The organism is Bacillus cereus group sp. BfR-BA-01310 (assembly GCF_022664325.1).
Lineage (GTDB): Bacteria > Bacillota > Bacilli > Bacillales > Bacillaceae_G > Bacillus_A > Bacillus_A paramycoides.
The window spans coordinates 1-21,060 of sequence record NZ_JAKUHD010000013.1 but is presented as its reverse complement, the minus strand read 5'-3'; the positions used below and the strand labels follow the sequence as shown (position 1 = coordinate 21,060).

The following is a 21,060-nucleotide window of genomic DNA, read 5'->3' as shown; positions in this document are numbered from 1 at the left end:
CTCTTACTTATTCAGCTCTTGTAAGAACCTCTCTTCATTCCAAACTTCAACATTGTGCTTCTCTGCTTGCGCTAATTTCGAGCCAGCAGCTTCACCAGCAACAACTAAATCCGTACTTTTACTAACACTTCCTGTTACTTTTCCACCTAATGCCTCAATCTTCTTCTTCGCTTCACTGCGTCCCATAACTTCTAGTTTCCCTGTTAAGACGACAGTTTTTCCTGCGAAGTACGACTCAACATTTTGTAAATCAGCACTTTTTATACCTTTGTATGCCATGTTCACACCATACTCTTTAAATTGTTGTAATAGCTCTAATACGTCTTCATTATCGAAATACGTTACTACGGATTGAGCCATTTTTTCACCAATCTCATTAATTGCTTTTAGTTCTTCTTCTGTTGCTTTCACAAGCTCATCCATCGTTTCGAAATGTTCAGCAAATGTGCGTGCTGCTTTCGCTCCGACGTGGCGAATACCAAGACCAAATAATAATCGCTCTAATGAATTTCCCTTAGAATTCTCAATTGCTTGTACTAAATTTGTTGCTGACTTTTCACCGAAACGCTCCAACTGTAGTAATTGCTCTTTCGTCAATGAATATAAATCGGCAAACGTGCGAATATAATCTGCATCAAAGAGTTGTGTAATTACACGTTCTCCAAGTCCGTCAATATTCATTGCGTTTCTTGAAACGAAATGGATTAATCCTTCACGAATTTGAGCTGGACAAGTCGGATTTATACAACGAAGTGCTACTTCTTCTTCTAAACGGACCAGTTCACTCTCACACGCTGGACAATGCGTTGGCATGCGGTATTCTTCTTCCTCACCAGTACGCTTATCAAAAATAACGTTCACAACTTCAGGAATAATATCTCCGGCCTTTTTCACAACAACGTAGTCACCAATTCGAATGTCTTTTTCACGAATTAAATCTTCGTTATGTAAAGAAGCACGACGGACAATAGTTCCAGCCACTCGCACTGGCTCTAACTCTGCAGTTGGTGTTACAACCCCTGTGCGGCCAACGCTTAATTCAATCCCTGTTAATCTCGTAACAACTTCTTCAGCTGGGAATTTATAAGCAATTGCCCATCTTGGACTTTTTGCTGTAGTTCCTAAGCTTTCTTGAATAGCAACATCGTCTACTTTTATAACGATTCCGTCAATCTCATAATCAAGATGCGGGCGTTTTTCTTGCCACTCTTCTACATAGGCTATTACTTCTTCAATTGTTTCACATGTACGACGATTTGGATTCGTCTTAAACCCAAGCTCACCTAAGAAATTAAGTGATTCACTATGAGAAGGAATTATTTTTTCTTCTACATTAGCAAGACCATATACAAACATAGATAAGTTACGCTTCGCTGCAATTTTCGGATCAAGTTGACGTATCGATCCTGCTGCCGCATTACGCGGATTTGCAAATACATCTTCACCATTTTGCTCTTTTTCTTCATTTAATTTAACGAATGAACGCTTTGGCATATAAGCCTCGCCTCGCGCTTCTAGCGTTACTTCTTCATTTAATCGAAGTGGAATTGCTTTAATCGTTTTTAAGTTTTGGGTAATATCTTCACCAGTTATACCATCACCGCGTGTTGCACCTTGAATAAAGCGTCCTTTTTCATAATGAAGTGAAACAGCAAGTCCGTCAATTTTTAATTCGCATATATATCTTACATTCGCATCATCAATTCCTTGACGTACTCTTCGGTCAAAATCACGCAAATCTCCTGCATTAAACGCGTTTCCTAAGCTTAACATCGGTGATTTATGCGTTACCTTTTCAAATATATCAAGTACAGCTCCCCCAACTCGAATAGAGGGGGAGTCTTCCGTTACAAATTCAGGGTTCTCTGCTTCTAATTTTATAAGCTCCTGCATATTGCGGTCATATTCCGCATCAGAAACCGAAGGATTGTCTAATACGTGATATTGATAGTTAAATGTATTTAACAAATCACGCAGTTCTTCTATACGCTTTTTTGTTATCTCTTTTGACATATCCTCATTCCTTTCCTATTGTTTCGTCACAGGTGCAAATTTCGCTAATAAACGTTTAATACCAATTGGACTTGGGAACGCAATATCTAATTCTTTTGCATCTCCCTCACCTTTTACACTTACAACTGTACCGACTCCCCATTTCTGGTGGGAAGCTTTGTCACCTACTGCCCAACCAATTTGCTCGCCACCTGTTGTCTTAACAGCCGGACGTACGAAAGCTGAGCGAGAACGTGTTGTCGTTGCACTTGCCGTTGCGCCTGTCGTTCTTCCTTTTGCACCAAACGAAGTTTCACGCTTCGGCGCTGTTTCATTTAATGATTCCACTAACTCTGTCGGAATTTCTGTAATAAATCGAGATGCTGCATTCATACTTGTTCTACCAAATAAAGTACGCATTTGAGCATTGGATAAGTATAACTCTTCTTCTGCACGGGTAATACCTACATAGGCAAGACGACGTTCTTCTTGCATTTCATCTTCTTCCATAAGAGAACGAGTATGTGGGAATATCCCTTCCTCTAAACCAACAATAAAGACAACTGGGAATTCTAATCCTTTCGCTGAGTGCATCGTCATTAAAATAACTTCTTCACCAGCAGTTGGATCTTCATCTACACGATCAATATCTGCAACAAGAGCTAAGTCTGTTAAGAATGCAACAAGGCTCTTATCTTCGCTTTGAGATTCAAATGTTTGCGTAACAGATAAAAACTCGTCTAAGTTTTCTAAACGGCCTTCTGCTTCTAAAGAACGCTCATTTTTCAACATATCGCGATAACCTGTTTTTTCAATAACTTCTTCTACTAATTCTGTAACAGACAAATACTCTTGCATATTTACCCAGTTGTGTAATAAACTTGCGAATTCTTTTACTGCCTTTGTTATTTTTGCACTTACTCCAACATGCTCAATCTCATCGAATACAGCAGTTAATGAAATTCCATTTTGTACGCCATAATTAATAATTTTATCGATAGAAGTAGCACCAATCCCGCGCTTTGGCATGTTAATAATACGTGCAAAACTAATCTCATCATCTGGATTCCCAATTAGACGCAAATACGCCAAAATGTCTTTAATCTCTTTACGGTCGTAGAACTTAGTACCGCCGACAATTTTGTAAGGGATATTAGATTTCAGGAAAATCTCCTCGACCATACGAGACTGTGCATTCGTACGATATAATACCGCAAAATCAGTATATTTTCGGTTCCCCATTTGAATATCATCACGAATTTTTTTCGCAACAAAATACGCTTCGTCCTTTTCGGTTGCAGCACGATAATACGAGATTTTGCTTCCAACTTGATTGTCTGTCCATAATTTCTTCGGTTTACGGTTTGAATTTTTTTCAATAACAGCATTAGCTGCATTTAAAATATTTTGTGACGAACGATAGTTTTGTTCTAACAGGATAACTTGCGCATTCTCATAGTCTTTTTCGAATGACAAAATGTTAGAAATGTCTGCACCACGCCAGCGGTAAATAGACTGGTCAGAATCACCTACAACGCATAGATTTTTAAAACGTGCTGCTAAATGTTTAACAAGAAGGTACTGCGCTTTGTTCGTATCTTGATACTCATCAACGTGAATATATTGGAACTTACGCTGATAAAACTCTAGTACTTCTGGAACACGCTCAAATAACTGAATTGTTGTCATAATTAAATCATCAAAGTCTAATGAGTTATTTTTCAGAAGACGTTTTTGATATTCTGTATATACATCGCTCGTTAATTTTTCATATGGATCAGCGATTGTAATTTTTTTTGCATATTTATCTGCAGATAACAGTTCATTTTTCGCATTACTAATACCGGCTAATATAGAGCGTGGCTCAAACTTCTTCGGATCAATATTGCGCTCTTTCATAATTTTCTTCACAACAGTTAGCTGATCACCTGCATCTAAAATTGTAAAGTTACGATTAATCCCAATGCGGTCAATATCCCGTCGCAAAATACGCACACACATTGAGTGGAATGTAGAAATCCAGATGTCTTCTGCTTCTGGTCCAACAAGTGTATCAATACGCTCGCGCATTTCACGGGCAGCCTTATTTGTAAAGGTAATCGCTAATACATTCCATGGCGCCACACCTTTTTCACCAAGCAAATACGCAATACGATGTGTTAACACACGTGTTTTACCACTACCGGCGCCTGCCATTAATAGTAGTGGTCCATTCGTTGTTTGTACTGCTTTCTGTTGCTGTGGGTTTAAACCATTTAATAACCTATCTGTCATACTCATATGTGCCTGCACCTACTCTCCTTTTACTGCTTTCACTGTTTTTAACGCAGCTTTTATATCATCATAAATAACATTTCCAACAACTACTGTATCAGCATACTGTGCCATTTCTTTTGCTTGTTCTGCATTAGAAATACCACCGCCATAATATAACTTAGCTTGTTTCAATTCTGCTTTTACATTTTTAACAAGTTCAATATCTCCATACGTACCGCTATATTCTAAATAGAATATCGGTAAACGTAATAGCTTGTCTGCTAAACGCGCGTATGCAATAACATCATCTTCTGTTAAATCACATTTTGTATCTGTAAGTTGGGCTACTTTCGCTTCGGGATTTAAAACACAATACCCTTCCATGAAAATTTCGTCCCAATCCATAATATCCCCAAATTCTTTCAATGCCTCATGATGAACACCCGTTACCCATTCTACTTTTCGGCTATTTAAAACACTTGGGATGTAATAAAAATCAAAACCTGGTGTGATTGCTTCCACATCAGAAACCTCTAACACACAAGGAACTGCATATCTACGAATGCTAACTAGCATGTGTAATACATTATCAATTGTAACTCCATCACTTCCGCCGACAATTACCGCGTCTGTCCCTGATTCACAAATCATTTCTAAATGTTCATCGCTTAACTCCTTATTTGGATCAAGCTTAAATACATGTTTCCATTTGGAAATATCGTACATGAAAACACCCTTCCTTTTTCTAATCATATCTATATTCCTACTCAAAAGAGCAGTTAATTTTTATCAGGATTTTTGATCTTCCTCTACTACATCTGTTCAAAAAGGAGAGTCAAGTTTCGATCTCCCTTTTATGCATTCTTTCATTATAACAAAAAAAGCTACCTACACACACGCCCAATCCAACATCTTTTTCAACGTCAAATGTTGGATTACATATCAAAAAACTTATACGGAATACTAACAAATGAAATAGTATTCTCTATTTCGAAGTTAAGCTAAAAGGAGTGTTTTTCTAATGAAGCAAAACATCGGTACAATTAGTGCTCTAATTCGAATTACACTCGGATTCATTTTACTTGGTTGTAGTACTGCCAAGCTCATACGCAAACCACATTGCACTTGGTCTAAAGTTTTGCTATGGATAGGTGCAATGAAAATTGCAGAGGGAATTGTTCGTTTCTGCCCGATTGCTGAAGTGTGTAAATTTGGGAAATATATGAATATGGGCGCATTTAAAATGCCTAGCATGAATTTTACTGAAAAAGGACATACTAAAAAAGAAGTTAATCAAGCTTCCAGTCATGACAAACCAAAGTCAAATGGAAGTTATGATGCTTCTGACAAAGAGATTGAGTCAGCGATTGAAGAATTAATCCTGGCAAAACCGCTTTGAATCATTTGTCACGATGCAAGATGCTCTCAAAGAGACTTAGCTGCTGCAGTGGGCGGCTAAGTCTTCTTTATTTTACCATAAAACAGAACGTACATTCTTATTTTTCGGAGTTTTATCCCTAAAACGTACATAAAAGATATCAGTCAATAAAATTCAGAAAATTAGGTGTAAACCTCTTGCATGTAATGATATAAAAGTGATATCATTTTTATATCAGGAGGCGATCATATGAAAGAAAAACAAGTTTTTTATGTAAATGGTTTTCTCGGTATTATTGGGATTTTGATTTTAGCCGCTATCGGTGTATTTTGCCTTGTGCAAGAAATTTTTATAGTAGCAGCATTAACTATTATTTTAGCTGCGGTTCTCGCGACAGGTATTGGCATCGTTCAACCGAACCAAGCAAAAGTAATTACGTTTTTCGGTAATTATTTAGGGACAATTCGTCAAAATGGTTTATTTTTAACAATTCCATTCGCATTTCGTCAAACCGTATCTTTACGTGTTGAAAACTTTAACAGTAAGAAATTAAAAGTAAACGATGTTGAAGGAAATCCAATTGAAATTGCAGCTGTTATTGTATACAAAGTTGTTGATTCTGCAAAAGCAATTTTCGGTGTTGAGCATTACGATCGATTCGTAGAAATTCAAAGTGAAACAGCAATCCGCCACGTTGCAACTAAATATCCTTATGATAATTTCCAAGATGAAACTTGCATCACGTTACGCGGAAATACTGTGGAAATTTCAGAAGAGCTAAAACGCGAATTAGAAGCACGTCTTGAAATTGCTGGTGTAGAAGTGTTAGAAACTCGTTTAACGCATTTAGCTTACGCAACAGAAATTGCTCATGCAATGCTACAACGTCAACAAGCGAAAGCGGTATTAGCTGCTCGAAAAGAGATTGTTGAAGGCGCTGTAAAAATGGCTAAAGATTCAATCCTCATGCTAGATGAAGAAGGCGTACTTGATTTAGATGACGAGCGTAAAGCAAATATGGTGAACAACTTATTAGTTGCCATCGTTTCAGATAAAGGTGCGCAGCCAGTTATTAATACAGGAAGCTTATATTAAAGGTTGTAAGTAATTATGGCTAAAAAGAAAAGCTTTCCATTACGTATTGATCCTGAATTACACGCAGTCATCGAAAAATGGGCGAATGATGAATTTCGTAGCGTCAACGCACACATCGAGTATTTACTTCGAGAAATGGCAAAGCAAAAAGGAAAATTGAAAAAAGATAAAGATGCATAAAAATCCCGCTGAGAAATCAGCGGGATTTTTTATACATTAGCTTCTCGTCATCTCATGCCCAATTGCACGATATCCTATATCACTTCGATAAAATAGACCATCACTCTCTATTTTACCGATTTCTTTATAGACTTTATCTTTTGCTTCTTGTAAATTCTTTGCCTTGCAAGCAACAAACAATACACGACCGCCGTTTGTTACAAAATCACCATGTTTCATCACCGTACCCGCATGAAAAACAATCACATCTTGCAATGTATCTAATCCGTTAATAATTTCACCTTTTTTATACGCTTCTGGATAGCCTTTTGAAGCAAGTACGACACCGATAACTGCTTCCTCTGACCATTCCAATGTTAATTCACTTTCATCTAATACAGCATTACATACATCAACTAAATCGTTTTCTAAGCGCGGTAATACAACTTCTGTTTCAGGATCACCAAAGCGTGCATTAAATTCAATTACCTTTGGACCATCATTCGTTAAAATAAGCCCCGCATATAAAATTCCTGTAAACGAACGATTTTCTTGAATCATCGCTTTAGCAGTTGGATGTAATACTGTTTTAATCGCCTCTTGAACTGCTGATTCCGGAATTTGTGGTACTGGAGAATATGCGCCCATTCCGCCTGTATTTGGACCTTTATCGCCATCAAAAGCTCGTTTATGATCTTGAGCAATTACCATTGGATGCACAGTTGTTCCATTCACAAATGCCATTAATGAAAATTCTTGTCCATCTAAAAACTCTTCAATAACAACCTTCTTGCTTGCTTCTCCGAATTTCACATCTTGTAGCATTTCTTTCACAGCTTGTAATGCCTCTTCAAGCGTCATTGCTACTGTTACACCTTTACCAGCAGCTAATCCATCCGCCTTAATGACAATCGGTGCACCAACTTTTTGAATGTACTTTACTGCCTCTTCGTAGTCTGTAAAAGTTTCATATGCCGCAGTTGGAATATCATACTTTTTCATAAGTTCTTTTGTAAAAGCTTTACTACCTTCAATAACAGCAGCCGCTTTATTAGGACCAAATACACGAAGTCCCTCTTCTTTAAAACGATCAACAATTCCGTTCATAAGTGGAATTTCTGGTCCAACGAAAGTTAAGCCTACATTGTTTTCTTTTGCAAATAAGACTAGTGCATCAAAATCGTTTTCATCAATATCAATTGGTGTTGCAACATCGCGCATACCTTCATTACCTGGTGCTACATATACTTTTTCTACTTTTTCAGATTGTGCAAACTTCCAAGCTAAAGCATGCTCACGTCCACCGCGGCCGATTACTAAAACATTCATATTTCATCCCCCAATAATTAAATAAGTACAAACTAGAAGCTATGCTCCTAGTTTGTTTTCATATCGATAAAAGTTTAAAAAGGAGGATCAAGAGAACCGAGCAGGTCGAGGCGCATTCGCCGGGAGGACACGGAGTGTAGCTGTCCTACATGAGTACCGGACTGGCGATGCAACGACGATATGCGACAGTTATCTTGACCGGAATTTTTAAACAACCGCTATTAATGTTTGAAATGACGTACGCCAGTGAACACCATAGCAATCCCATACTCATCTGCCATCTTAATAGAATCCTCATCACGGATTGATCCACCTGGTTGGATAATTGCTGTAATACCTGCTTTTGCTGCTTCTTCTACTGTATCTGGCATTGGGAAGAAGGCATCAGATGCAAGTGCGCTGCCTTGTGCTTTTTCGCCAGCTTGTGTAATTGCAATTTTTGCAGAACCTACACGGTTCATTTGTCCAGCACCGACGCCAATTGTCATATCATCTTTCGCTAAAACAATTGCATTTGATTTCACATGTTTTACAACTTTCCAAGCTAGTTTTAAATCTTTCCATTCTTGCTCTGATGGTTCACGTTTCGTTGGAATCGAAATCGTACTTTCATCTAATGATAACGTATCTTCCTCTTGAACAAGAAGACCACCTTGTACAGAAGTTAGCTTTTTGCTTGCAGTCGTTGCCTTTTCAATATTTACAGTTAGTAGGCGTAAGTTTTTCTTACTTTGCAACACTTCTAAAGCTTCCTGTGAGAAAGAAGGTGCAATAACAATTTCTAAGAAAATCTCATGTAGCTTTTCAGCTGTAGCTTTATCAATTTCACGATTTGCTGCAATAATGCCTCCGAAGATTGATACTGGATCCGCTTCATAAGCACGTGTGTATGCTTCATGAATATCAGCACCCACTCCAACGCCACATGGATTCATATGTTTTACCGCTACTACTGCTGGTTCTGTAAATTCTTTTACAATGCTAAGTGCTGCGTCTGCATCGTTGATATTGTTATAAGACAATTCTTTACCGTGCAACTGTTCTGCGTATGCAACAGAAGAAGTTACAGCGAATGGTGCTTTATAGAATGTTGCTTTTTGATGTGGATTTTCTCCATAACGTAAATCTTGCTTTTTCTCAAATGTCACAGTTAATGTTTCTGGGCTTTCTTCACCCATTTGCTCTGTTAAATAATTAGAAATTAATGCATCATATGCTGCTGTATGACGGAATACTTTCGCTGCTAATTTACGTTTCGTTTCATCTGCTACTTCACCGTTCTCTTTCAGTTCTGCTAATACAACATCATAATCTACTGGATCTACAATTACCGATACAAATTTATGATTTTTCGCAGCAGAGCGAATCATTGTTGGGCCACCGATATCAATATTTTCAATTGCATCAGCAAATGTTACATCAGGCTTGGCGATTGTTTCTTTGAATGGATATAAGTTTACAACAACAAAATCAATTGCTTGAATACCTAATTCATTCATTTGCGCCACATGCTTTTCATTATCACGTACTGCTAATAGACCACCATGGATATTTGGATGTAATGTTTTTACACGTCCATCCATAATTTCAGGGAAACCAGTTACTTCAGAAATACCGATTACTTGTAAACCGTTTTCTTCTAGTAATTTTTTCGTACCACCTGTTGAAATAACTTCAATCCCTTGTTCAAGTAAACCTTTAACAAATTCTACTACACCTGTTTTATCTGAAACACTTACTAATGCACGCTTTTTCATTTATCCTTCACCCCTGGTTGTATGTTAGTTAACAGTTGGTTCTTTCACAGACTGAACAATTTGATTCACTGTATTGACGTACAATTTATGCTCAACTTGTTGAATTTTCTTTTGTAAGCTTTCTCTCGTATCCCCTTCAGATACAACTACTGCTTCTTGTGCAATAATTGGACCTGTATCCATACCTGCATCCACATAATGAATTGTTACTCCAGTTACTTTCACACCTGCTTCTAATGCTTGACCGACAGCATCTTTACCTGGAAAACTCGGTAGTAATGATGGATGAATATTAATAATCTTCCCGCCGTACGCTTCTAGTAAAGTCGGCCCAATTAAACGCATATATCCAGCTAAAATAACATAATCAATTTCATATTCTTCTAGTTTCTTTAATATTTCTTTTTCAAATGCTTCCTTTGACTCATATGCTTTCGCTGAAAAGGCGAAACACGGAATATGATGATAATGTGCCCGCCCAATAACGCGTGCCTCTGGTTTATCACATACTAGTAGACTAATATCTGCATCCAATCTTTTTTCTTCTACTGCATTAACGAGAGATTGAAAGTTAGATCCGCTTCCAGAAGCAAAAACTGCTAATCTACTCATAGTGCTGTGCCCCCATTAAAGGTAACGCCAGCCCCTTGTACAGTACGTCCAATAATACGAGCTGTTTCTCCTTGCTCTTCAAGAAGACGAACAACATCTTTTGCATCTTCTTCTTTCACCGCTACTACCATACCAATACCCATGTTAAAAATATTGAACATTTCTTTCTCTTCTAGTTTCCCAACTTCTTGAAGTAAATTGAAGATCGGCTGAATTTCCCAAGACCCTAGTTCAATTTCTGCACCGATTCCTTCTGGCAACATACGTGGAATATTTTCAATGAACCCGCCACCTGTAATATGCGCCATACCGTATACTTCATGTTTCTTCAATAGTTCTAAAATAGGTTTGACATAAATTTTCGTTGGTTTTAATAATTCTTCACCAAGAGGTAGTTCTAAACGCCCATAAATACGGTCTAAAGATAACTGTCCATCTTCTAGTAACACCTTTCGTACTAATGAATAACCGTTACTATGAATACCACTAGATGCTAAGCCAATTAATACGTGACCAGCTTCAATCTTTCCACCTGTTACAATTTTCTTTTTATCAACAATTCCAACTGTAAAACCAGCTAAATCGTATTCTTCTGTAGAATACATACCTGGCATTTCAGCTGTTTCCCCACCAATTAATGCACAACCAGCTTGGCGACAGCCCTCTGATATACCTTTGACGATGTTTTCAATTTTACTAGGTTCAGCTTTACCACAAGCAATATAATCAAGGAAGAAAAGCGGCTCTGCTCCTTGGACAACAATATCATTTACACACATTGCTACTGCATCAATACCAATTGTGTCATGTTTATCTGCCATAAAAGCGAGCATCAATTTTGTTCCCACGCCATCTGTTCCAGATACTAAAACAGGTTCTTCTAATGCAAATTTTGATAGATCAAACATACCTCCAAAACCGCCTAAACCGCCTAGTACTTCTTTTCTCATTGTTGTTTGTACGTGTTTTTTCATGCGAGATACCGCTTCATATCCAGCTTCAATATCTACTCCTGCTTGCTTATATGCATTCGCCATCGTTTTTTACACCTCGTCTTTTAATTTCTCCCCATCCAGGGCGGCCGTTTTAAGAAAGAAGCTAGCTTCTACATCAAAAGAAGTAGAAGCTTTTTTCACTTTCTTATTTCATACTTTCTAAAAGCTCTTGCTCATAATCATAAAGAGCTGTTGGGTAGTCTCCATTGAAGTAAGCCATACATAAGCCACCGTATTTCCCTTCATATGGGCGTCCAATTGCATCTACTAATCCATCTTCACTTAAAAATGTTAGTGAATCCGCACCGATCATTTCACGGATTTCTTCTACTGTATTATTTGCTGCAATTAATTCTTTTCTCGTTTGAATATCAATGCCATAGAAGCATGGATACTTCAGAGGTGGTGAAGCAATTCTTACATGAACTTCTGTTGCTCCAGCCTCACGAAGCATACGAACAATTCGTTTACTTGTCGTCCCTCTTACAATAGAGTCATCAATCATAACAACTCGTTTCCCTTCAACTACACCTCTTACTGCGGAAAGCTTCATCTTTACCCCTTGCTCACGCAGTTCTTGAGAAGGTTGAATAAATGTACGTCCAACGTAACGATTTTTAATTAACCCTAACTCATACGGAATACCTGTCGCCTCAGCATAACCGATTGCTGCTGAAATACTAGAGTCTGGCACACCAGTAACAACATCAGCTTCAATAGGAGCTTCTGCTGCTAAACGTTTCCCCATGTTTTTACGTGCTGCGTGGACATTAATACCAGCGATATTAGAATCTGGGCGTGCAAAGTAAATGTATTCCATACTACAAATTGCATGTTCTACATCGTTTGTGAAACGATCTACGTGAATTCCTTCATCATTAATGATAAGTAATTCACCAGGTTCTACATCACGAATGTACGTTGCACCTACTACATCGAAAGCGCATGTTTCTGATGCTACAACGTAAGCATCACCCATCTTTCCAATTGAAAGCGGACGGAATCCATTTGGATCTAACGCAACGATCATTTCATTTCCAGTTAGTAAAAGGTATGCAAACGCACCTTTCACTTTATTTAGGGCCTCTTTTACACTTTCAATTAAAGAATCTTTTGTACTACGTTTAATGAGATGTAAAAGTACCTCTGTATCTGAACTTGTTTGAAAAATGCTTCCCTCTGCCTCTAATTCACGGCGAAGCATTTTTGCGTTAATTAAATTTCCGTTATGAGCTAGCGCCATACTATGATCAGAAAAACGGAATAATAATGGTTGAACGTTAGCAACTTCACTTCCACCTGCTGTCGCATATCGTACGTGTCCAATTGCTGATTTTCCGTTTAATCCTTCTAGCTCACCTCTTGAAAACACTTCTGATATTAAACCTAACCCCTTGTGACCGATGATTTTTTCCCCATTATTTACAACAATGCCTGCGCCTTCTTGGCCACGGTGCTGCAAACTGTGCAATCCGTAGTACGAAACTTGTGCTGCATTTTCATGCCCCCAAATTCCGAAAACGCCACATTCTTCATTTAACCCCTTTATTTCAGCAAGCATGGGATTGCCCCTTTCCAAGCCTTTCTCATTTCATCTACATTTGCTGTAAGTAATACTTCATTTTCTTCATTATGAATTGTTACTTCATTTGTATTTGTCACTTCTCCAACTTGAATTGCTTCGACCACTTTCTCGAACGCTTCTTTATTTTCACGTTTTACAGTTATAACGAAGCGAGATTGTGATTCCGCAAATAATGCCGCCGTTTCTTCTCCGTCTAATTTCACAGTAGCACCTAAACCGTTAGCACCAATTGCACTTTCAGTAATTGCAACTGCTAATCCACCTTCTGCAACATCATGTGCAGATTGAACAAGGCCAGCTTGAATTGCTGCTAATAATTGTTTTTGACGTTTTAATTCTACATTTAGATCGATGCTTGGTGATTGACCGAAAATTTTGCCGTAAATCATTTTCTGTAATTCACTTCCACCAAACTCAGCTTTCGTTTCTCCGATTACATAAACTAAGTCGCCAGCTTGCTTAAATTCTTGTGTTGTTACGTGTTTTAAGTCGTGTACAAGTCCAACCATCCCAACAGTTGGTGTTGGATATACAGCTTCACCACTACGCTCGTTATACATTGATACATTCCCGCCGATAACTGGCGTTTGTAATGTGCGACAAGCTTCACTCATACCGTCTACTGATTTCTCAATTTGCCAGAAGATCTCTGGCTTTTCTGGATTACCAAAGTTTAAGCAATCTGTAATTGCAAGTGGCTCTCCACCAGAACATACGATATTACGTGCTGCCTCTGCTACTGCAATTTTCCCACCCATTTCTGGATCTAAATAAATGTAGCGAGAGTTACAATCCGTCGTCATTGCTAAAGCCTTTTCTGTATCACGTACACGTACAACCGCTGCATCTGAACCTGGTGTAACAACTGTGCTTGTGCGTACTTGATAATCATATTGATCATAAACCCACTCTTTACTTGCAATCGTCGGTTGTTGTAATAGAGCGAATAACGTTTCTTTATAATCTTCTACTTTTGGTGTTTCCATTTTCATTTGCTGGAACTCAGCAAAGTATGCTGCTTCTTTTGATGGTTTATGATAAATTGGCGCTTCTTCTGCTAAAGCATCTGCTGGAACCTCAGCTACCATTTCACCTTTATGGAATAAGCGAAGCATTTTATCTTCAGTTACTTTCCCCATCGTAACTGCTGCAAGACCGTACTTCTCGAATAAATCTACTATTTCTTGCTCTCTACCTTTTTTTACAACAATTAACATACGCTCTTGTGATTCAGATAGCATCATTTCATACGGTGTCATTCCTGTTTCACGCTGCGGTACATCATCTAAGTACATTTCAATACCCATACCTGCTTTACTTGCCATTTCCGCAGAAGATGATGTCAAACCAGCAGCTCCCATATCTTGAATTCCAACAAGTGCATCCGATTGAATTAATTCTAAGCAAGCTTCAATAAGAAGTTTCTCCATAAATGGATCCCCTACTTGAACCGCCGGACGTTTCGCTTCTGAGCTTTCAGATAGCTCTTCAGATGCGAATGTTGCACCGTGAATACCATCACGACCAGTTGCTGCTCCTACGTACATTACTGTATTACCAGCACCATGTGCTTGCCCTTTTTTAATATCTTCATGATTAATTAGGCCTACACACATTGCATTTACGAGTGGATTTCCTTCATAACATGGATCAAACTGTACTTCTCCACCAACAGTAGGAATACCGATGCAGTTACCGTATCCTGCGATTCCCGCTACTACTTCTTCGAATAAATATTTCACACGTGGTGATTGTAATTCACCGAAGCGAAGTGAGTTTAATAGAGCTACCGGACGTGCTCCCATAGAGAATACATCACGAATAATACCGCCGACACCTGTTGCTGCTCCTTGATATGGTTCAATAGCAGAAGGATGGTTATGACTTTCCATTTTAAATACAACAGCTTGATTATCACCGATATCTACAATTCCAGCGCCTTCTCCAGGCCCTTGCAGGACACGCTCACCTGTCGTTGGGAATTTGCGAAGAACTGGTTTTGAATTTTTATAACTACAATGTTCAGACCACATTACAGAGAATAATCCTGTTTCTGTATAATTCGGCAAACGGCCTAAAATCTTTTCAACCATGGCAAACTCTTCGTCTGTTAGCCCCATTTCCGCATATATACGCTCTTCTTTAATTTGTGTTGGATTTGGTTCAAGCATTAACGACATATGTTTCCCTCCACTGTTTTAAAATAGATTGAAAGACTTTTAACCCTTCAGCACCACCAAGTAATTCATCTACAGCACGCTCTGGGTGTGGCATCATACCAAGTACATTTCCTTTTTCATTTACAATACCAGCAATATCTGAAACGCTACCGTTCGGATTTTCTACGTAACGGAATGCGATTTGATTGTTCTCTTCTAATCTTTTAAGAGTTTCTTCATCACAATAGTAATTCCCCTCACCATGAGCGATTGGAATATTGATTACTTCATCTTTTTCATATTGTGATGTAAACATCGTTTCGTTATTTTCAACGCGTAACTGAACAGTACGGCACATAAATTTTAAGTTTTCGTTTCTCATTAATGCTCCTGGTAGTAATCCTGATTCAACAAGAATCTGGAATCCATTACATACACCTAAAATTGGCTTTCCTTGCTCAGCAGCTTTTTGCACTGCTTTCATTGCATTAGCAAAGCGAGAAATAGCACCACAACGTAAATAGTCACCGTAAGAGAATCCACCTGGTAGTAAAATTGCATCATATTCGTCTAAATTCTCTGTATCGTGCCAAACGTAATCTACTTCTTCGCCAAGCTCATCTTTAATTGCATGGAACATATCGACATCACAGTTCGAACCCGGAAATACTATTACGGCAAATTTCACTGTGCGACAACCTCCTCAACTTCATAACGGAAGTCTTCCATTACAACGTTCGCTAATAGTTTTTCACACATTTCCTTTACCTTTGCGTCAAGGTCAGATACAGATTTATCAATTGTTAGTTCCATGTACTTTCCGATTCGAACATCTTGTACTTCTGTAAATGAAAGACTATGAAGTGCCCCTTTTACCGCTGTTCCTTGTGGATCTAATACGCTTTCTCTTAACGTTACATATACCTTAACTTTATACATGTGAAATTCCCCCTAAACGTTTTAAAATCTCTTCATAAGCTTCTGTTAAATTTCCAAGATCGCGACGGAATACGTCTTTATCAAACTTTTCATTGCTCGTTTCATCCCATAAACGGCAAGTATCTGGCGAAATTTCATCTGCTAATATGATTTCCCCTTCTTCTGTTACGCCAAACTCTAATTTGAAATCTACTAATCTTACACGACAGCTTGCGAAATGCTCAATCAATACTTGATTGATTTGTAGAGCCATATCTCGTAATACGCTTACTTGCTCTGGCGATGCAACGTTTAATACACGAATATGATCTTCCGTTACAAGCGGATCTCCTAAATCATCATCTTTGAAGTAAAATTCTACGATTGGTTCTGCAAGTACAGTTCCCTCTTCCATTCCTAATCGTTTTGAAAGACTTCCTGCAATTACATTTCTTGTGACAACTTCTAAAGGAATAATACTCACTTTTTTTACAAGTTGCTCTGTTTCAGATAACTTCTCAACAAAATGTGTTTTTATTCCCACTTCTTGTAACTTTCTGAACAATAAAGTTGTAATCTCATTGTTCAAACGACCTTTTCCTGTAATCGTCTCTTTTTTCTCCCCATTGAAAGCAGTCGCACTATCTTTGTACTCTACCCAAACCATATCTGCTGATTCTGTACGATAAATTCTTTTTGCCTTACCTTCATACAGCAATTCTAGCTTTTGCATTTCGCAAGCCCCCTGTAGTTTGAAAAATGTGAATAATATTTTTATAAAGAATGGCACAGAATGACTCTATTCTGTGCCATATAAAATTTTACGCTTCGTTTAATCCAAGGCGTTCAAAGATTGTATCCACGTGTTGCATATGATGCTCATAATTGAAGCATTCATTAATTTCTTCTTGTGTTAATTTGCTCGTAATACGCTCATCAGCTTCTACAAGTTCTTTAAATTGTACTTGTGTTTCCCAAGCTTCCATCGCTTTAGGCTGTACGATATCATAAGCTTCTTCACGCACCATACCTTTGTCGATTAGTGTAAGCATTACGCGCTGAGAATAAATTAAGCCGTATGTTCTTGTCATATTACGTTTCATATTCTCTGGGTATACAGTTAAGTTTTTAACGATATTACCAAAGCGATTTAACATGTAATTTAACGCGATTGTAGCATCTGGTAAAATTACGCGTTCTGCAGAAGAGTGAGAGATATCGCGTTCATGCCATAATGGAACATTCTCGTAAGCTGTCATCATATAACCGCGGATAACACGAGCTAAACCAGTCATATTTTCAGATCCAATTGGATTACGTTTATGTGGCATTGCAGAAGAACCTTTTTGGCCTTTTGCGAAAGCCTCTTCAACTTCACGTGTTTCACTCTTTTGTAAACCACGAATCTCAACTGCCATCTTTTCAATAGATGTTGCGATTAGTGCAAGTGTTGACATGTAATGAGCATGGCGATCACGTTGCAATGTTTGTGTTGAAATAGGTGCTGCTTCTAATCCTAAGTTTTCACAAACATACTTTTCTACGAATGGATCGATATTTGCAAATGTACCAACCGCACCAGATAATTTACCAACGCGAACTGTATTAGCAGCTTGTTTGAAACGCTCTACGTTACGTTTCATTTCTTCATACCAAAGACCAAGTTTTAAACCAAATGTTGTTGGTTCTGCATGAACACCATGTGTTCTTCCCATCATGATCGTGTATTTATGCTCTTTTGCTTTGTTAGCTAAAATGCTAACAAAGTTTTCTAAGTCTTTTAATAAGATTTCATTCGCTTGTTTTAAGATGTAAGATAACGCTGTATCTACTACGTCTGTAGATGTTAAACCGTAATGAACCCATTTACGTTCCTCACCTAATGCTGGTGTTTCTGATACAGCACGAGTGAATGCAACTACGTCATGACGTGTCTCTTTTTCAATTTCATAAATACGATCGATATCAAATGATGCATGCTCACGAATTTTTTTAACATCTTCTTTCGGAATATCGCCAAGCTCAGCCCATGCTTCACAAGCTAAAATCTCAACTTCTAACCACGCTTTAAATTTGTTTTCTTCCGTCCAAATCGCACCCATTTCAGGGCGTGTATAACGACTAATCATCTTTTTCCCTCCAACAGTTGTTCTTGATGGTCCCAAATATGCAAACTCTTCGCTTTTTCTAGGGCGACTTCAATATTATCATTTAAAATATTAACATGCCCCATTTTTCGCTGCGCTTTTGCTTCTTCTTTTCCATACAAGTGTAAATAGCACCCGGTTAATCTATTCACTTGTCCTAGGACCCCTTCTATATGTTCGCCTAAAATGTTCACCATGACAACTGGTTTTAACAAATTTGTTTCTCCAAGAGGTAAATTACAGATTGCTCGAATATGTTGGCCAAATTGACTCGTTTCACATGCATCAAGTGTATAATGTCCTGAATTGTGAGGTCTTGGTGCTAATTCATTAATATAAATCTCACCGTCAGCTGTAGCAAACATCTCTACCGCTAGTGTTCCCACAAGTTCTAATTCATCCGCTAGCACTTTTGCGTAAGCAATTGCTTTTTGAGAAAGTTCTTCTGTAATGCGAGCTGGAACGATAGATTCATGCAAGATGTTATTCACATGAATATTTTCCGCTACCGGAAATACTTTCGTTTCACCACTTACACTACGAATTACAATAACTGATACTTCTTTTTCAAAAGGCACCCATTTTTCTAGAATGCACTCTGCTTCATTCGCAAGCTCTCGTGCCTTCTCAACATCAGCTTCACTTCTTAAAACAACTTGCCCTTTCCCATCATATCCACCTGTCGTCGTTTTTAAGACGGAAGGAAATGATAACTCAGCAATCGCTTCAGTAAGCTGATTTTGATTTTGAACTAATCTATACGTTGCTACTGGTAACCCAGCTTTCTCAATTGCATTCTTTTCTGTAAAACGATTTTGCGTTTTATTTAACAACTGACTACCTTGTGGTAAGTAAGCATGTTTTTCAAGCCATTGTAAACATCTATAATCAATATTCTCAAATTCATATGTGACAACGTCGCTTATCTCTGCTAAATGCTGAATTGCTTTTAAATCGTCATACGGTGCAACAACTTCGACATCAGCAACTTGTGCACATGGTGAATGTTTTGTAGGATCTAAAACAGCAATTTTATATCCCATCTCCTTAGCTGCCAGCGCCATCATTCTTCCAAGCTGGCCGCCTCCAATAATGCCGATTGTTTTTCCAGGTAAAATGATTCTCGTCATACTAGCTCACTACCTTCACGCACAGTTTTCTCAATAGCTTCTCGTCTCAGTTCTAATGCATCATGTATGTCATCATGAAATGATCCAAGTATTTGTGCAGCAAGTAATCCAGCATTTGTTGAACCAGCCTTACCAATTGCAACAGTTGCAACTGGAACACCTCCTGGCATTTGGACGATGGATAATAATGAATCTAAGCCGTTTAATGCTTTTGATTGAACTGGAACACCGATTACAGGAAGATTTGTCTTCGCTGCAACCATTCCTGGTAAATGCGCTGCTCCACCAGCTCCAGCAATAATAACTTTTAATCCACGTTCACGAGCTGTTTCTGCATATTCAAACATATAATCCGGAGTCCGATGAGCGGATACAACTTTTTTCTCATACGGTATATTTAATTCATCTAAAATGTCACAAGCATATTTCATTGTTTCCCAGTCTGACGTGCTTCCCATTATGACTCCAACTAGTGATTTCATATTAGAATCCCCCCGATTCAAATAAAAAAAGCCTGAAATAGAACAGTTTCTCTTTTACTATGAGAGAAAGCGCTCTACTCAGGCATACGTATCCCTTGTGAATAGAAAAATACCGAGTGACTTTCCCTCATAGTCTAACGAATAACGGTCGTTAGGTAGAGACTTGCAGGCCATATCCCCGCGATTATATGAGGTCTTATATATTATTGTTTCTATGGCTATATTAACAATATTTCATAAACAATGTCAATAAATAATCGAATGTTTTTTTATTACTTATCGTTAACGTTCGTGTTTTAGTTATATTCAAAAGAAGAATTGCAACTATATGCAAGATGGAAAGGGAATTAGAATATATATTTCTAGAGATCTATTTTACGTATAATTGTTTATATAGTACTTCAGTATGTTTTAAATCAAAATATATACACTCTTGTGTTCTATACATCAATAGAACTTATATTGTAGCAATTTAATTTCTAAGGGGGATAACTGTGAAAAAAAGGACTATGCTATTATCCTATTTATTTTTCTCTATCGCAATAATTGCCGTAATTATTGAATACTTATTTATATCATCCCATTTTTTCTACTCTCATTATTTTAAATATATACTTGTGATAGAAATAATGTGTCCTATCTTAGGCATTATTTTAGGAGCATTCGGAAAACCGGGAGTACAAAAAATCATTGTCATTATTTTAAATAGCCTCTATTTCATTCTTTTTTCGTCTTTAGCGTTATTAAACTTATGGATTTCAACATTTGGTAAATAAAAATAAACACAAAAAAACCTAAGTCGAATCGACTTAGGTTTTTGCTTGGCGACGTCCTACTCTCACAGGGACAAGGTCCCAACTACCATCGGCGCTAGAGAGCTTAACTTCCGTGTTCGGTATGGGAACGGGTGTGACCTCTCTGCCATCATCACCAAACTATGAAGGCATATTCCTTCAAAACTAGATAACATTGCTACATATTATATGGTTAAGTCCTCGATCTATTAGTATTCGTCAGCTCCACATGTCACCATGCTTCCACCTCGAACCTATCAACCTGATCATCT

Annotated in this window: 19 protein-coding genes, 2 rRNA genes and 1 riboswitch; of the genes, 4 read left to right on the top strand and 17 right to left on the bottom strand. The window is 38.0% G+C overall.

Annotated features, from left to right (window positions below):
- Nucleotides 1-3 precede the first annotated feature (3 nt).
- From ligA to pcrB, 3 genes are read right to left on the bottom strand one after another with little or no spacing between them, the layout of a single operon-like run.
- Entirely contained in the window at nucleotides 4-2,013 is a 2,010-nt protein-coding gene (ligA, locus tag MR109_RS21080) for an NAD-dependent DNA ligase LigA (RefSeq protein ID WP_048375586.1), read from the bottom strand.
- 15 nt (nucleotides 2,014-2,028) lie between these two features.
- Nucleotides 2,029-4,272 (bottom strand): DNA helicase PcrA, encoded by a 2,244-nt coding sequence (gene pcrA / locus MR109_RS21075; protein WP_071718298.1) that lies wholly within the window; start codon nucleotides 4,270-4,272, stop codon nucleotides 2,029-2,031.
- A 12-nt stretch (nucleotides 4,273-4,284) separates the two neighbouring features.
- Nucleotides 4,285-4,974, bottom strand: coding sequence for a heptaprenylglyceryl phosphate synthase (gene pcrB, locus MR109_RS21070; RefSeq protein ID WP_242273767.1), 690 nt, complete (start codon nucleotides 4,972-4,974; stop codon nucleotides 4,285-4,287).
- 295 nt (nucleotides 4,975-5,269) lie between these two features.
- On the opposite strand from pcrB, the gene MR109_RS21065 reads away from it, so the two are divergent.
- The 3 genes from MR109_RS21065 to MR109_RS21055 all read left to right on the top strand — a co-directional run bounded on the left by MR109_RS21065 (nucleotide 5,270) and on the right by MR109_RS21055 (nucleotide 6,901).
- Complete coding sequence (locus tag MR109_RS21065) at nucleotides 5,270-5,647, top strand: YgaP family membrane protein (protein WP_048375589.1); 378 nt, start codon at nucleotides 5,270-5,272, stop codon at nucleotides 5,645-5,647.
- 228 nt (nucleotides 5,648-5,875) lie between these two features.
- A complete protein-coding gene (locus MR109_RS21060) occupies nucleotides 5,876-6,721 on the top strand; it encodes an SPFH domain-containing protein (RefSeq protein ID WP_048375592.1) in 846 nt (281 codons plus the stop codon).
- Between the two features lie 15 nt (nucleotides 6,722-6,736).
- Nucleotides 6,737-6,901, top strand: coding sequence for a type II toxin-antitoxin system antitoxin (locus MR109_RS21055; RefSeq protein ID WP_001085171.1), 165 nt, complete (start codon nucleotides 6,737-6,739; stop codon nucleotides 6,899-6,901).
- 36 nt (nucleotides 6,902-6,937) lie between these two features.
- On the opposite strand, the gene purD is transcribed toward MR109_RS21055, so the two are convergent.
- The 12 genes from purD to purE form a co-directional block, all read right to left on the bottom strand.
- Nucleotides 6,938-8,209: a phosphoribosylamine--glycine ligase gene (gene purD / locus MR109_RS21050; RefSeq protein WP_242273765.1), complete on the bottom strand. Its 1,272-nt coding sequence runs from the start codon at nucleotides 8,207-8,209 to the stop codon at nucleotides 6,938-6,940.
- Nucleotides 8,210-8,430: 221 nt separating this feature from the next.
- On the bottom strand, nucleotides 8,431-9,966 hold the full coding sequence (gene purH, locus MR109_RS21045) for a bifunctional phosphoribosylaminoimidazolecarboxamide formyltransferase/IMP cyclohydrolase (protein WP_242273764.1): 1,536 nt from the start codon (nucleotides 9,964-9,966) through the stop codon (nucleotides 8,431-8,433).
- A gap of 24 nt (nucleotides 9,967-9,990) precedes the next feature.
- Nucleotides 9,991-10,578, bottom strand: a complete 588-nt coding sequence (gene purN, locus MR109_RS21040; protein WP_000088570.1) for a phosphoribosylglycinamide formyltransferase — start codon at nucleotides 10,576-10,578, stop codon at nucleotides 9,991-9,993.
- Nucleotides 10,575-11,615: a phosphoribosylformylglycinamidine cyclo-ligase gene (gene purM, locus MR109_RS21035; protein WP_071718293.1), complete on the bottom strand. Its 1,041-nt coding sequence runs from the start codon at nucleotides 11,613-11,615 to the stop codon at nucleotides 10,575-10,577. The genes purN and purM overlap by 4 nt, the downstream gene beginning before the upstream one ends.
- A 103-nt stretch (nucleotides 11,616-11,718) precedes the next feature.
- Entirely contained in the window at nucleotides 11,719-13,134 is a 1,416-nt protein-coding gene (gene purF, locus MR109_RS21030) for an amidophosphoribosyltransferase (protein WP_242273763.1), read from the bottom strand.
- Nucleotides 13,119-15,338 (bottom strand): phosphoribosylformylglycinamidine synthase II, encoded by a 2,220-nt coding sequence (gene purL / locus MR109_RS21025; protein WP_242273762.1) that lies wholly within the window; start codon nucleotides 15,336-15,338, stop codon nucleotides 13,119-13,121. Before purL ends, purF begins: the two co-directional genes overlap by 16 nt.
- Entirely contained in the window at nucleotides 15,322-16,005 is a 684-nt protein-coding gene (gene purQ, locus MR109_RS21020; RefSeq protein ID WP_048375606.1) for a phosphoribosylformylglycinamidine synthase subunit PurQ, read from the bottom strand. The genes purL and purQ overlap by 17 nt, the downstream gene beginning before the upstream one ends.
- Nucleotides 16,002-16,256 carry a phosphoribosylformylglycinamidine synthase subunit PurS gene (purS, locus tag MR109_RS21015; RefSeq protein ID WP_000278820.1) on the bottom strand — a complete coding sequence of 85 codons (255 nt, stop codon included), beginning with the start codon at nucleotides 16,254-16,256 and terminating at the stop codon, nucleotides 16,002-16,004. Before purS ends, purQ begins: the two co-directional genes overlap by 4 nt.
- Nucleotides 16,249-16,968: a phosphoribosylaminoimidazolesuccinocarboxamide synthase gene (purC, locus tag MR109_RS21010; RefSeq protein ID WP_001170546.1), complete on the bottom strand. Its 720-nt coding sequence runs from the start codon at nucleotides 16,966-16,968 to the stop codon at nucleotides 16,249-16,251. The genes purS and purC overlap by 8 nt, the downstream gene beginning before the upstream one ends.
- A gap of 88 nt (nucleotides 16,969-17,056) precedes the next feature.
- Nucleotides 17,057-18,364 carry an adenylosuccinate lyase gene (gene purB / locus MR109_RS21005; protein WP_025150164.1) on the bottom strand — a complete coding sequence of 436 codons (1,308 nt, stop codon included), beginning with the start codon at nucleotides 18,362-18,364 and terminating at the stop codon, nucleotides 17,057-17,059.
- Complete coding sequence (gene purK / locus MR109_RS21000) at nucleotides 18,361-19,512, bottom strand: 5-(carboxyamino)imidazole ribonucleotide synthase (RefSeq protein ID WP_242273761.1); 1,152 nt, start codon at nucleotides 19,510-19,512, stop codon at nucleotides 18,361-18,363. The genes purB and purK overlap by 4 nt, the downstream gene beginning before the upstream one ends.
- On the bottom strand, nucleotides 19,509-19,994 hold the full coding sequence (gene purE, locus MR109_RS20995) for a 5-(carboxyamino)imidazole ribonucleotide mutase (RefSeq protein WP_002010008.1): 486 nt from the start codon (nucleotides 19,992-19,994) through the stop codon (nucleotides 19,509-19,511). The genes purK and purE overlap by 4 nt, the downstream gene beginning before the upstream one ends.
- A 110-nt stretch (nucleotides 19,995-20,104) precedes the next feature.
- Nucleotides 20,105-20,206, bottom strand: a riboswitch (purine riboswitch).
- A gap of 282 nt (nucleotides 20,207-20,488) precedes the next feature.
- On the opposite strand from purE, the gene MR109_RS20990 reads away from it, so the two are divergent.
- Nucleotides 20,489-20,770, top strand: coding sequence for a hypothetical protein (locus MR109_RS20990; RefSeq protein ID WP_242273760.1), 282 nt, complete (start codon nucleotides 20,489-20,491; stop codon nucleotides 20,768-20,770).
- A 43-nt stretch (nucleotides 20,771-20,813) separates the two neighbouring features.
- On the opposite strand, the gene rrf is transcribed toward MR109_RS20990, so the two are convergent.
- Together rrf and MR109_RS20980 are read right to left on the bottom strand one after the other, a co-directional pair.
- Nucleotides 20,814-20,929 (bottom strand): 5S ribosomal RNA (gene rrf, locus MR109_RS20985).
- 48 nt (nucleotides 20,930-20,977) lie between these two features.
- Nucleotides 20,978-21,060, bottom strand: a 23S ribosomal RNA gene (locus tag MR109_RS20980); the annotation flags it as partial.

Bases quoted from the DNA above. Each gene is read 5' to 3' on its own strand.
- ligA (WP_048375586.1), bottom strand. From the start codon at position 2,013: ATGTCAAAAGAGATAACAAAAAAGCGTATAGAAGAACTGCGTGATTTG.
- pcrA (WP_071718298.1), bottom strand. From the start codon at position 4,272: ATGAGTATGACAGATAGGTTATTAAATGGTTTAAACCCACAGCAACAG.
- pcrB (WP_242273767.1), bottom strand. From the start codon at position 4,974: ATGTACGATATTTCCAAATGGAAACATGTATTTAAGCTTGATCCAAAT.
- MR109_RS21065 (WP_048375589.1), top strand. From the start codon at position 5,270: ATGAAGCAAAACATCGGTACAATTAGTGCTCTAATTCGAATTACACTC.
- MR109_RS21060 (WP_048375592.1), top strand. From the start codon at position 5,876: ATGAAAGAAAAACAAGTTTTTTATGTAAATGGTTTTCTCGGTATTATT.
- MR109_RS21055 (WP_001085171.1), top strand. From the start codon at position 6,737: ATGGCTAAAAAGAAAAGCTTTCCATTACGTATTGATCCTGAATTACAC.
- purD (WP_242273765.1), bottom strand. From the start codon at position 8,209: ATGAATGTTTTAGTAATCGGCCGCGGTGGACGTGAGCATGCTTTAGCT.
- purH (WP_242273764.1), bottom strand. From the start codon at position 9,966: ATGAAAAAGCGTGCATTAGTAAGTGTTTCAGATAAAACAGGTGTAGTA.
- purN (WP_000088570.1), bottom strand. From the start codon at position 10,578: ATGAGTAGATTAGCAGTTTTTGCTTCTGGAAGCGGATCTAACTTTCAA.
- purM (WP_071718293.1), bottom strand. From the start codon at position 11,615: ATGGCGAATGCATATAAGCAAGCAGGAGTAGATATTGAAGCTGGATAT.
- purF (WP_242273763.1), bottom strand. From the start codon at position 13,134: ATGCTTGCTGAAATAAAGGGGTTAAATGAAGAATGTGGCGTTTTCGGA.
- purL (WP_242273762.1), bottom strand. From the start codon at position 15,338: ATGTCGTTAATGCTTGAACCAAATCCAACACAAATTAAAGAAGAGCGT.
- purS (WP_000278820.1), bottom strand. From the start codon at position 16,256: ATGTATAAAGTTAAGGTATATGTAACGTTAAGAGAAAGCGTATTAGAT.
- purC (WP_001170546.1), bottom strand. From the start codon at position 16,968: ATGCAAAAGCTAGAATTGCTGTATGAAGGTAAGGCAAAAAGAATTTAT.
- purB (WP_025150164.1), bottom strand. From the start codon at position 18,364: ATGATTAGTCGTTATACACGCCCTGAAATGGGTGCGATTTGGACGGAA.
- purK (WP_242273761.1), bottom strand. From the start codon at position 19,512: ATGACGAGAATCATTTTACCTGGAAAAACAATCGGCATTATTGGAGGC.
- purE (WP_002010008.1), bottom strand. From the start codon at position 19,994: ATGAAATCACTAGTTGGAGTCATAATGGGAAGCACGTCAGACTGGGAA.